The organism is Streptomyces xanthochromogenes, from assembly GCF_014650455.1.
In the GTDB taxonomy this organism is placed as follows: Bacteria; Actinomycetota; Actinomycetes; order Streptomycetales; family Streptomycetaceae; genus Streptomyces; species Streptomyces xanthochromogenes.
On the sequence record NZ_BMUZ01000025.1, the window covers coordinates 24465 to 36627 of the forward strand.

Below are 12163 nucleotides of genomic sequence, written 5' to 3' on the forward strand. Positions count from 1 at the left end.
ATCGGGCACCGGTAAGCCGGTCACCTTGGCTGCAGGCCGGTCAGGAAGAGGTGACCAGCCGGTGGGATGCCTGGGCGCGGAGAATCTCGCAGGCATCGGTGAGTGCCTTTTCGATCCGGCCGATCTCGTCGTCCGTCAGCAGGACCGAGGGTTCGAAGCGCAGCGTGTTCGTCGCGCTCGCGGTCGGGAAGGTCCGGATGCCGTGGGCGTGCAGGAGATGGCCCGCGATCACATAGCCGAACATGCCGGTGCCGGCGGCTCCGGCGATCGTCTCGTCGTCGGCGAGGCTCTGGTCCTGGAACTCGAATCCCAGCATCAGCCCCTTGCCCCGTACGTCCTTGACGACATCGGGGAAGGCGGCACGGACCCGTTCGAGGGCGCCGTGCAGGGCGGCACCGCGTTCGGTGGCCTGCCGGTAGGCCCGGCCGTCATCGGCTTCGAGGAGTTCGAGCACCTTGAGCGCGATGTGGCACGAGAAACTGTCCTTGGCGAAGGTCGAGCTGTGCACGAGTTCGAACTGCGGCCGGTAACGGGACTCCCGCACGAGCATCACGGACGCCTTGGCGAGACCGCCGCCCAGTGACTTGGCGAGTGCGTAGTAGTCGCCGCGAAGCCCGAGGTGGGAGCTGGCGAGCAGGGCGCCGGTGCGGCCCATGCCGCTCTGCACCTCGTCGATGACGACGGGGCAGTCGGCCGCCTCGCCGAACGCCTGGATGGACCGGGCGAGTTCCTTCGACAGCGGGCGGATGCCGCCCTCGCCCTGGATCGGCTCCACCAGGAACGCGCAGAAGACGGGGTGGGGGTGTTCGACGACGCGGACGAGCCCGTCCTCGACAACGAGTTGGAGGAGGGTGGCGCCCTCCTCCTTGAGGATCTCTTCCAGGGCCTCGGGCCGGTCGTCGGGGACGAACCGGGTCCGCACCCCCAGCGCGGCGAACGGTTCCCGGTAGCCGGCGTTGTGGGTCAGTTGGACGCTGCCCATGAGTTTGCCGTGGAAGCCGCCCTCCAGGGCGAGGAACACCGGTGCCTTGGCGCGCAGTCGCGCGTTCTCCTCGGTGATCTTCGCGAGCGCGGCCTCGACCGCGTCCGCGCCACCGGCCGCGCCCGTCCCCGCGGGGCGCTCGACGCCCAGTCGGGTCAGCACCTCGTCCGGCAGGACCGCGGCGCCGCTGCCAACCGCCGCCCGCACCTGCTCGCCGGTGGCCTCGATCCTCTCGGTCAGCTCCGCGAGCCGCAGCACGCGGTCGAGTTCGGCATGCTTGACCGCGGCCTCGACGGCCTCGGCGCCACTGTTGGCGAAGGTGGCGAAGTACCACTCCTCGCTGCCGGTCTCGCGGCGGACGATCCTGTTCAGTTCGGCCGCCAGGCTGTTGGCGTAGGGGTGGGACGAGAACTGTGCGTGCACGGGGGTGTGGTCGTCCAGGAGCCGGCGGGCCACGGCCAGGAGCTCCGGGTGGTTGTGCCCGAACATCAACGACCCGTAGCCCCCGGCACAGTCGAGGACCGGTATCTCGACGGACTCCCCGCCCGTTTCCGATCGGCGGTACAGGGTGTTCCCCTCCGCACGTACGTATTCGACGTCGAGTCCAGCCGTCGCCAGAAGGGCCCGCAAATTGGGCTCGGCCAGCTCGGGTACAGCGTTTTCGGAATTCATGTCGCTCCCTCGGGACGCGTGACGAGTTTGTGCGGCAGGAGTGGAGAGCGCTCCTGATGCCGGATACATCTTGCGGGAATTACCGTCCCGGCCATTCCAGTGTTCGGTCACGTCCGAGTCATCCGGGCGGCCCGGCGAGAAGGTGAACCATTGATTACTGGGCAATGAGGTGCCGAGGCCAGGAAGAGAGGGAGTGGGGAGATTGGGGAGTGGTGAGATGGACGGGGGCCGGCGCGGAATGGCCACGCGCATCGGTCCGTTCGACGGGCATGCCACGCCCGCGCCCCTGCCGGCGGCCGGTCGTCGGCCTGCTGGGCGAATCGCTCGGGCGGCAGCCGCCCCTCCGTCGATCCGGAAGGCGGGCGGGCGGACGCATCACGGGCCACGTCCCGCCGATGTACGGCGGAGCCCCACGGTCAGCCGGTAGCCGGTAGCCGGTCCGATGGTGTGCCGGGCGACCCGCCGCGCGTCCCCGTCAGCCGTTCGCCGCCGACAGCAGGAATTCGACGAGTCGCTCGCTGGAGACCCTGACCGGCTGGTCCAGGGTGACCGTGGTGGCGTGCCGCTTGCCGCCGGTCCAGTTGGGTTTGCGCAGTACCAGCTCGGGACCCGCGCAGGCGACCACGAACAGCGGGCAGGGCCCCGCCGACTCGGCGAGCCCCTCGATGGCGTCCAGCACGAAGTCGGTCGCATGGTGCAGATCGTCGATGCACAGCACGATGGGCTCGGTCCGGACGGCGGCGCGGAAGAACTCGCACCAGGCGCCCAGCACTTCCTCCGGGCACACCACGCGGAGCAGTGCTTCGGCACCGGTGTCGAGGAGGGCGAGGAGCGAGGACAGTATGCGGTCCGCGTCCGCGGAGAACAGCGAGCGCACCCGGTCGGAGAGCGCGGCGCGTACCGTCGCCTCGTCGTCGCCGGGCCGGACGCCGCAGTAGGCGGACAGGATTTGCGCCTGGGCCGCGAGCGCATCGTCCTGGGTCGCGGCCGGGGTGCGCCCGATCAGGACGACGGGTGCCTCCGAGCGGCCGGTCACCCAGTGCTCGAAGTCCCCCAGCAGCCGGCTCTTCCCGGTCCCGGACTCACCGAGGACCGTGACCAGGTACGGCGCCGACCTGCGTTGGGTCCGCTTCATGAGCCCCCGCAGGACGTCGAGTTCACAGGACCCCTCCGTGTCCCCCGTCGGCCCCGGCCCGCCGTGTGCCTCGCGGACTCCCAGCACCTGCCAGCCCACGTCCGCCGGACGGCAGACGACGGCGTCACCGGCCGTCCGGCGGACGGCGTCGCTGACGAGCACGGCACCGGCGGGCACGCTGGACAGCAGCGCCTGGGACTCGTCGAGAACCGCGCCGACCACGGTCGGCGCGTCGGCGTGATCGCGCCTGGACACCAGCACACCGCCCCTGGTCACGGCGGTCTGCACCGTCAGCTCGGCCACCGCAGGACCGGACCCGTCGGACGCGTCCAGTACGTCGCGGATCGCCAGCGCCGCCAGCACGGCCTGTCGGGCGTCGTCGTCACCGTCCGCACGCGGCCCGCTCAACCCGAACAGCGCCAGGGTCACCGATCCGATGGACGCGGTCACCGTGCCGCCGAACCGCTCGACCTGCTTGCGCACGACGGATGCGGTGCCGTTCAGAAGCTGGTCGAGTTCCGCACTGTCGGCTCCGCCCAGCGTGGGGGCGAGCCAGGTGCGTATCGACAGCGCGCTGACCTGATGGCGGGTGACACTCGGCTGCCGCGCCGCCGCCTCGTCGGCCGACGGGTCGTCGGCGGGCGACCCACCCGGCGGCCTCTCGTTCGCCGACGCCCCGCCGGTCGACGCCGCTGCCGCCACCACCTCGGCCACCGGCGCGCGGCCCGTCACCACGTCACCCACCGGCGTACGGCCCGTCACCGTCTCGCTCGTCGGCGTTCGAACCGTCGGCTCGGCCGCATGGGTTCCCCAGGCCTCGGCGTTCGCCCCGCCGCCGACCGGAGCGACCGACAGCACGGCCGGCCGGCGCTCCGTGGCCGCGCTGCCGTCCGCCGTCGTGAACGGCCGGCCCGCGCCCGGGGCGGGCCGGCACAGCTCGGGGTCCTGAGTGAGGATCGCCTGCTGGAGCTGCTGCAGGCCACGCCCGGGTTCGAGACCCAGGTCCTCGACCAGGGCGGTTCGTATGCGGCTGTACACGTTGAGCGCGTCCGCCTGTCTCCCGCACCGGTACAGAGCGAGCATGAGCTGACCGCACGACCGCTCCCTCAGCGGCTCGGTCTCGACCATCATCTCAAGGTCGGCGAGGACCACATGGTGGCGGTTGCAGGCCAACTGGGCCTCGAAGTAGTCCTCCAGCACGTCAAGTCGCGCCTTCTGAACCGCCACCAGCTCGGGCCACTCGATTCCGGCCTCCACCAGATCGGCCAGGGCCGGTCCCCGCCACAACCCCAGTGCGTCGTGCAGGAGCGACGCCGCCGGCTCCGACGCGCCCTGAGCCAGTTTCTCCCGCCCCTCCCCCACCCATGCGTGGAACCGGTGCAGATCCACCTGTTCCGGAGCCACCCGCATCATGTAGCCGGGCGGCTGGGTCAGTAACGTCGCGTCGTGCTGGTCGGGGCCGCCGTTTCGTCTTGAGCCCGAGGAGAGGACGCCGCGCAGCCCGTACACCGCGTTCTGCAGGATCTTGCGCGACGTGGTGGGCGCGTCGTCCGCACCCCACAGTGCGTTCAGCAACTGGCTTGTGGCCACGACCTTGTTGGCCTGCAGCAACAGGAGCCCCAGCGTGGCGCGCTGCTTCGTGCCCCCCAGATTCACCGGCCCGTCGCTGCCGTCGACTTCCATAGGCCCCAGTATTCGGAACTGCATCGCGCCCCCAACCCCACGCAACCGATGACTCGAATCCCCGAACACACCCAGGGAGTGGTCAATTCCGATCACTATCGTGCAGCAGCGTGCTCGAATCACACACAAAACTCACACAAGCGCCCCGGCAGCCGACGCGCGGCGAGCGAGCGCGATGGTGGTCAGCAACACGTCGTGCCGGAGCAGCCAGCGCCCCTCGAAGCCGGTCAGCCGTCCTCCGTCGAACACGGGGCCCGGCACCAGCAGGCGCGCCTGGAAGGTGCCCTCGTCCGGGTCGACGGTGACGACCGCCTGGTCGAAGTCCAGCGACCGTCCGGTCAGCGGGAACCATGCCTTGTACACACTCTCCTTGGCGCTGAACACCAGCCGGTCCCAGTGGACTTCGGGTCGACGTGCCCGCAACACGGGCAGTCGGGCCCGCTCCTCGGCCACCGTCACCAGGTCCCGTGCCCCGTCGGTCCTGATCGGCAGGTTGGGCTCGGCGTCGATGCCGATCGCCACCACGTCCTCGGTGCGGGCCACCGCGGCCGCACGGTAACCCACGCAGTGCGTCATGCTGCCGACCACTCCCGCAGGCCACCCGGGGGCGCCCCGCAGGCCGGGCAGTATCGGCACGGAGGCGACTCCGAGCTGCCCCAGCGCCCGCCTCGCACACGCGCGTACGGTGGTGAACTCGCGGCGGCGGCGGGGCACCGACCCGGCCACCAGCTCGTCCTCCGCGGGAAAGAGGCCCGAGCTCGGCTCGTCCTCGAAGGACTCCGCGAACGCCGTCGGCTCGGACAGCAGCAGCTCGATCACCGGCACCGACCCGTTCCCCCGGCTGCCGTTCTCCCTCCCATGACGCGTGGCACGGGGGCCGCTACTTTCCGGGGAAGGTCGCCGTGGCCGGGGCGAAGCGGCTCAGGGCGGCGGTGAGGGTCGCGGCCACCCGCGGCAGGTGACTGTCGAGGTAGAAGTGGCCTCCGGGAAAAACGTGTGTGCGTGTGGTCGCCGTGGTGAAGTCGGCCCAGGCCGCAGCCTGTTCCACGGTGACCACCGGATCGCTGTCTCCGATCAGCACGGTGACCGGCGTGTCCAGCGGCTCACGCGGCTGCCAGGCGTACGAGCCGATCGCCCGGTAGTCGGCGCGCAGCGCGGGCATGACCATGTCCCGCATCTCCGGGTCGTCGAGGACCTGCGGGGAGGCGCCGCCGAGCCGGCGCACCGCCGCCAGAATGTCGGCGTCGGTCCGCAGTTGGTCGTGGAGCCGGGGCCGCGGGGCGGGCGCCCCGCGGCCGGAGAGGATCAGGGCTGCGGGTCCGCGCAGGTGCCGTTCGTCGAGACGGCAGGCCGTCTCGTAGGCGAGCACCGCGCCCATGCTGTGGCCGAAGAAGGCGTACGGCTTCTCGGTCTGCCCGCGCATCTCGTCGGCCAGGGCTTCCGCCATCCGTCCGATGTCCTCGATGGGCGCCTCGCGACGGCGGTCCTGACGTCCTGGGTACTGCACGGCCAGTACGTCTACGGCCGGTGTCAGTGCGGTGGCCAGCGAGAGGTAGGAACTGGCCGCGCCACCCGCGTGCGGGAAGCAGATCAGCCGTATGGCATCGGCGGCCGGGCGGGGGCCTCCGCCCGGCGGGGTGAACCTGCGAAGCCACTCGTTGCCCACGTCAACTCCCTTGTCACGGTGCTCGGCCCGTTGCGAGCCGGGCTTCGCCCATGATGCGCGGCGCTGTTCAAGGGAGGCACAAAGTACGCACAACCGGCCTGCTCAGGCCACTCCGCAGACCTGCTGCAACCGGGTGTCGGGGGCCCAACTCACGTCCGCAGCCCCGGGTATCGCGGGCGAGCCCTCGGGAATGAGCCCACCGAGCACCACCTCTGTCACGAGTCCGGGCAGCAGCAACTGCCAGAACTGCGTGATCACACGGCAGGAACGCCATGCTTCGTCCTTGCCACCGAGGACTTCGAGGCCGGCCACGACAGCGGTGATGGCGGACACCGGGCCCTCCAGCGCCACGTCGGGTGCGAGGCTGCCCTGGTCCCGCGCCACGGTGAGAACCAGTTGGATCCAGTCCTGCCACTGCTCCCACAGATTGACGACGCCCTGCCAGGTGGCGTCACGGCCGAGGCCGAAGCCCGCTCGCAGGACCGGGTCGGCCGCCAGGCCGCGCACCAGCGCGTGCGAGGCGTCGATGAGCAGTTGCACAGGTGCCGGGTGCCGGAGCGGAACTCCGCCCGTGATGAACAACAGGGCCTGCGCGGCGGCGAGTTCGACGGCCTCGCCCAGCACCTGCTTGTTCTTGAAGTGGAAATGCAGTCCACCCGTGCTGACACCGGCCCCGGAACTGATGGTGACGATGGAGGATTCCGCGAATCCCGAACGGTCGATCACCTCGGCGGCCGAACGGATCAAGTCTTGGCGTGTGCACAGCGAGCGGTACTGCTTGGTCATGGAGGACTCCGGAGGGGCGTTGATCGACTGGTTGGTGCGCACAACGACGTGCCACGTCGCCGCGTGCTGAATCGTCGGCCGAGGGCAGCCGTTCGAGACCGGTGGCCGGACCGTCGGCCGTCGGGTGAAGCCGCGCCTATGTGGCCGCCCATATAACCGCATGCGCACCGGGTATGCACACGCTGCAACCGGAATGGCCGGTTTCACCGACCGGAACGTCCACGCACAGCTGGCGCATTGTCGACCCCCGCCACCACCCGGACTGCCCGACGTGCGGGCGGGCGGACGTGGGCGGCGCGACCGTCGGCGGCGCAGGGTTCGGGGCTCTGCCCTCGTCGGGCCGTCACCGACGTCGATCGGAATACGGGCTCCGGTCCTGACGCCGATCGCCACGGCCACCTGCCGAAGCCCGCTGCGTGCCGAGTCGAGTGGCTCGTTCTGGTCCCGGAGGGAGAGTACGGCCGGGCGGCAGACCTGGCCTTCGTACCCCGACACCGACACTGGGCACGGGCTTCCCGGCGGGACGAACTTCGGGGCGGCCTCCGGTCGCTGCCCCTCGATGCGGCGTTGCCCCGGTTCCCGCCGACGGGGCAGGAACCGGGGCAACGCCGATCACCCTACGAACCGTGGGCCTGCCGGAGGCCAAGTCCGTCGGCAGGCCCACAGGCCCGGGACCGGACGCCCAGAGTCCAGGTCAGGACCGAGCGGCCGTGGCGGGCGGGAAGTGCCCCGTCCGCGCGAAGTAACCGACGTACTTGGCGAAGAGTTCTTCCGTCACCGGCGGGCAGACGATGCCGCTGCCCGCCAATGCGGCTTCGGTCTCCGTGGTGTCCATCGGCGGGTAGAACGCGTCGGTGTCCCCCGTCATCATCTCGAAGGCGTGCAGCAGCGGAACGATCGCGTTGGCCGGGTCCCCGTGCACCCGGTCCCGCCACGCGTCCCAGTCCACGTCGTCCAGCGGATAGCCGAGCGAACGCAGCCGGCGCACACACTCCTGCAGGGTCACCGAACTCGGGTTGAACAGGTGGAACGTCCGGCCGTCGGCATCGGGCCGGCGCGAGATGTGGAGGATGGCCGCGCTTACGTAGTCCACCGGCAGCAGATGGAACCGCCCGCCGACCTCCGCCGGCACCGCGCCCGCCTGGATGAGCCCCTTCATGCTCAGCCATACGAAGTCACTGGTCTGGCAGGCACCGTTCTCCTGGTCTCCGGAGATGACGTCGACGCGGTAGACGGAGACGGGAAGCCCCCTGTTTCGGGCGATGCCGATGAGCTGCTCCGCGACCCACTTGCTCTGGAGATAGCCACTCGGCAGTTTCTCGGCGGGGCCGGTCGGATCACTCACCTTCAGCGGTACGCCCGCGACCGCCGCACCGGCGAAGACCCCGACGGTCGACACATAGTGCACCGGTACGGTTCGGTGGCGCGCCGCCAGCCGCAGGACCTCCTCGGTTCCCAGCACATTGGCGTTCTTGAGGGTTTGGTAGGGGTGCAGCCAGTGGACCTGGGCGCCGTTGTGGTAGACGACGTCGACCGTCTCGGCCAGGTGGTCGAAGTCCGCGGAGGACAGTCCGAGGCGCGGGCGCGCCAGGTCACCCACGACGATCCTGACGCGCCCGGGGTCCAGTGCGTCCTGCGCGCCGTAGCGCTCCATGCTCGCCCGCAGCCGGGCGAATGCCTGTGACTCGTCACTGCCCCGCACCAGGCAGTGGATGACCGCGTCGGTCGTCCGGAGCAGGTCACGCAGCAGGAACGTACCGAGGAACCCGCTCGCGCCCGTGAGCAGCACGTCGCGTGGGTCGGTGACGACGGGAACGACGTCGGCCGCCGGGCGGATGTCGTCCGCCAGTCGCACCTCCGCACCGAAGTCGAAGCTGTCCCGGCCCGCCGTGGCATCGTCGGGCCGTTCCTGGAGCAGCTCGCCACGGAGGTAGGCGGCCAGCGCCGCGGGGGTGGGATGGTCGAACACCAAGGTGGCGGGGAGCCGGAGACCGACGAGCGCATTGAGGCGGTTGCGCAGCTCCACCCCGGTCAGGGAGTCGAACCCGAGCGCCGGGAAGGGCTGTTGCTCGTCGAGACGCGTGGCGTCCGCGTGGCCGAGCACCCCCGCGATCTCGGCCAGGACGGCCGCGTTCAGGAGCTGGCGCTGCTCGGCTTCGGGCAGCGCGGCGAGCCGCTCGGCGAGCGGTTCGACGTCGGCGCCGGAGTCCCGCACCTTGCGCCGCGGCGTGGTCCGCACGAGCCCGCGCAGCAGGGCCGGGACATCGCCCTGTCGCCGCACGGCCGTGACATCGATGGGTGAGGCCACCGGCGCCGGCCGGCCCCGGCGGAGCGCCAGGTCGAGCAGCACGGGCCCCGAGTCGAAGGTGACCGGACGGAAGCCGCTGCGGGCGATGCGCTTGAGGTCGGCCTCCTCAAGTCCGCCCGAGATACCGCCTTCCTGTGACCACAGCCCCCAGGCGAGCGACGTCGCGGTGAGTCCCGACGCGGCGCGCCGGTGCGCCAGGCCGTCCAGGAAGGAGTTGGCCGCCGCGTAGGTGGACTGGCCCGGTCCTCCCAGTACCGCCGCGATCGAGGAGAACAGCACGAATGCCGAAAGGTCCATGTCACGGGTCAGGTCGTGCAGATGCCAGGCGGCGTCCACCTTCGGGCGCAGCACGGCGGCGAGGCGCTCGGGAGTCTGGCCCTCGACCAGCCCGTCGTCCAGAACGCCGGCCGCGTGGATCACTCCGGTCAGCGGGTGCCGCTCCGGCAGGGCGGACAACAGCGCGGCCAGCTCCGCACGGTTCGCCACGTCACAGGCGGCGATCGTCACCTGCGCGCCGAGCGCCTCCAGTTCGCGCGCCAACTCCCTTGCTCCGGAGGCATCTTGACCACGTCGACTGGTGAGCAGCAGGTGCCCGACTCCGTGCACACGCACCAGGTGACGTGCGAAGAGAGCGCCGAGCGATCCCGTACCGCCGGTGATGAGTACGGTTCCCGAGGCGTCCCACCGCGCCGAGTGATCCGTGTCGACGGTGTTCTCGTCGCGTTGGAGGCGGGGGGCGAGGAGCCGTCCCGACCGGATGGCGACCTGCGGCTCGCCCGCGGCGAGGAGAGCTGCCGGTGATACGCCGAGGAATCCATCGCCGACGTATGCGCCCGCGCCTGTGTTGCCCGTGTCACCCATGACGTCGGTGTCGGTGTCGGTGTCGACGAGGACGATGCGGCCGGGGGCCTCCGACTGCGCCGAGCGCAGCAGACCCCACACAGCGGTCGCGGTCGGGTCGACCAGATCCGTGTCCCGCACCCGCATGGCATCCCTCGTGACGACGACCAGCGGGGTGCCGGCGAGCCGGTCATCCGCGAGCCACTGCTGCACGAGTCCGAGCACGCGACGCGTGACGTCGTGTGCCGAGGCGACCATGTCGGAGCCTGCGAACGGTGCCGGCCGGAGCACCACCGCGTCGATCGGCACACCGGAAGCGATCGCTTGCGCGATCTCCTCCGGCTCACTGAAGCGCGGGCCGCCGAGCTCGGGGCCGCCGGCCTCCGTGCCGTCCCACACGCCCCACCGCACCGTCTCGCCGGCCGACCTCAGGGGCACCGGTGCCCAGTCGACGCGGAAGAGGCTGTCGCCCGCCCGCGCCGCCGCGTCCCCGACCTCGTCGCTGCCGGTCGGCCGGGTCTCGACGGAGTCGATGGAGGCGACGGGTGCGCCCGCCCGGTCGGCCAGCACCACGGCGCCGACGCGATCGCCGTCCAGGGTCAGCCGGGCGCGCAGGACCGATGCCCCGCTCGCGTGCAACCGCACCCCGCGGTAGGCCGATACGACCCGGGCCCTGCCGTCGGGCACGCCTTGGCGAGCGGGGAGAAGCGCGGTGTGGAGCGCCGCGTCGAGCAGCGCCGGGTGGAGCAGGTAGCCCTCGGCGTCCGCCCGCGCCTCCTCGTCGAGGGCGAGCTCGGCGAACACCTCGTCGCCCAGACGCCAGGCGGCTTTCAGGGATCGGAAAGCGGAGCTGTACCGGGCACCCGTACGCGCGAGTTGCCCGTACACCTCGTCGGGGTCCAGCGGCTCCGCCTCCGAGGGGGGCCACGAGGTGAGACCGTCCGCGCTGCCGGGCCCCTGCAGGCTCAGCAGACCGTGCGCGTGCAGGGTCCACGGCACGTCGGCCTCGTCGGGCCTCGCATGGATGGTCACCGGCCGCCGGCCGTCCTCGGGCGCCCCCACAGCGACCTGTATGCGTACGGTCCCGCGCTCTGGAATGACGAGCGGCACCGCCGTGTCCAACTCGTCCAGGACGTCGCAGCCGACCTCGTCGCCCGCGCGCACCGCGAGTTCCACGAAGGCGGATGCCGGCAGGACGACCGATCCGTCGAGGACGTGGCCCGCCAGCCACGGGTGTGTGCGCAGCGAGACACGACTGGTGAACAATGCCTCGGCCTCGGCGGTGACGCCGATGGCCGCTCCGAGGAGAGGATGACCGACGTCCCGCAGGCCGTGGTGCGCCGGATCTCCGTTGTCCGGCGAGGCCTCGATCCAGTACCGCTCGCGCTGGAAGGCGTATGTCGGCAGCGGGACGCGGCGGGCGCCGGTGCCCGCGAAGAACGCCTCCCAGTCCACCCGCACGCCGTGGCTGTGCAGCCGTCCAAGGGCGGTGACGGTCGACTCCGCCTCTGGCGAATCGCGGCGCAGCAACGGCACGATCGCCCCGGTCGCGGCGGCCCCGGCCGGATCGACGTTCGCGTGAACGAGCGGAGTGAGGACCGCGTCGGGGCCGAGCTCGACGAAGTTCTTCACGCCCTGCTCGGCCAGGCTCCCCACGGCGTCGGCGAAGCGGACCGTGCCGCGGAGCTGAGCGGCCCAGTACTCACCCGTCCGCAGGTCGTCGCCCTTGGCTGTCCGGCCGGTCAGGGTGGACACGACGGGCAGGACGGGCGGGTGATAGGTCAACCGGTCGGCCACGTGCCGGAACTCGGCCAGCACGGAGTCCATGTGCGAGGAGTGGAAGGCGTGACTGACCGTGAGCCGCGTGGTCTTCCGCCCGCGCCGCCGCAGCTCTTCGGCCACGGTTTCCGCGGTGTCGGCGTCGCCCGAAATCACCGTGGACGAAGGCGAGTTGACAGCAGCGATACCCACCCCGTCACCGACCCCCGACAACAGAGCCGCCACCTCATCCTCACCCGCCTGCACCGCGAACATCGCCCCACCCGCACGAGCCGACTGCATCAACCGCGACCGCGCCACCACCAAAGCCGC

6 protein-coding genes are annotated in these 12163 nt (G+C 71.2%); all 6 read right to left on the bottom strand.

Going from position 1 to position 12163, the window contains the following annotated elements:
- Positions 1–40: 40 nt before the first annotated feature.
- The 6 genes from IE267_RS38270 to IE267_RS38295 all read right to left on the bottom strand — a co-directional run bounded on the left by IE267_RS38270 (position 41) and on the right by IE267_RS38295 (position 12154).
- Positions 41–1654 (bottom strand): aspartate aminotransferase family protein, encoded by a 1614-nt coding sequence (locus tag IE267_RS38270; RefSeq protein ID WP_189766441.1) that lies wholly within the window; start codon positions 1652–1654, stop codon positions 41–43.
- Positions 1655–2129: 475 nt separating this feature from the next.
- Positions 2130–4472, bottom strand: coding sequence for an ATP-binding protein (locus IE267_RS38275; RefSeq protein WP_229861662.1), 2343 nt, complete (start codon positions 4470–4472; stop codon positions 2130–2132).
- A gap of 132 nt (positions 4473–4604) precedes the next feature.
- Positions 4605–5297, bottom strand: a complete 693-nt coding sequence (locus IE267_RS38280; RefSeq protein ID WP_308428891.1) for a 4'-phosphopantetheinyl transferase family protein — start codon at positions 5295–5297, stop codon at positions 4605–4607.
- Positions 5298–5352: 55 nt separating this feature from the next.
- The gene (locus tag IE267_RS38285; RefSeq protein ID WP_189766443.1) at positions 5353–6138 is read right to left on the bottom strand and encodes a thioesterase II family protein; all 786 of its coding nucleotides are present in this window, start codon (positions 6136–6138) and stop codon (positions 5353–5355) included.
- Between the two features lie 102 nt (positions 6139–6240).
- Positions 6241–6924 carry a TetR family transcriptional regulator gene (locus tag IE267_RS38290; protein ID WP_189766444.1) on the bottom strand — a complete coding sequence of 228 codons (684 nt, stop codon included), beginning with the start codon at positions 6922–6924 and terminating at the stop codon, positions 6241–6243.
- Between the two features lie 694 nt (positions 6925–7618).
- Positions 7619–12154, bottom strand: a complete 4536-nt coding sequence (locus tag IE267_RS38295; protein WP_308428892.1) for a thioester reductase domain-containing protein — start codon at positions 12152–12154, stop codon at positions 7619–7621.
- Between the last annotated feature and the right edge of the window lie 9 nt (positions 12155–12163).

Excerpts from the sequence above, each read along its gene's own strand:
- IE267_RS38270 (WP_189766441.1), bottom strand. The coding sequence starts at position 1,654 with ATGAATTCCGAAAACGCTGTACCCGAGCTGGCCGAGCCCAATTTGCGG.
- IE267_RS38275 (WP_229861662.1), bottom strand. The coding sequence starts at position 4,472 with ATGGAAGTCGACGGCAGCGACGGGCCGGTGAATCTGGGGGGCACGAAG.
- IE267_RS38290 (WP_189766444.1), bottom strand. The coding sequence starts at position 6,924 with ATGACCAAGCAGTACCGCTCGCTGTGCACACGCCAAGACTTGATCCGT.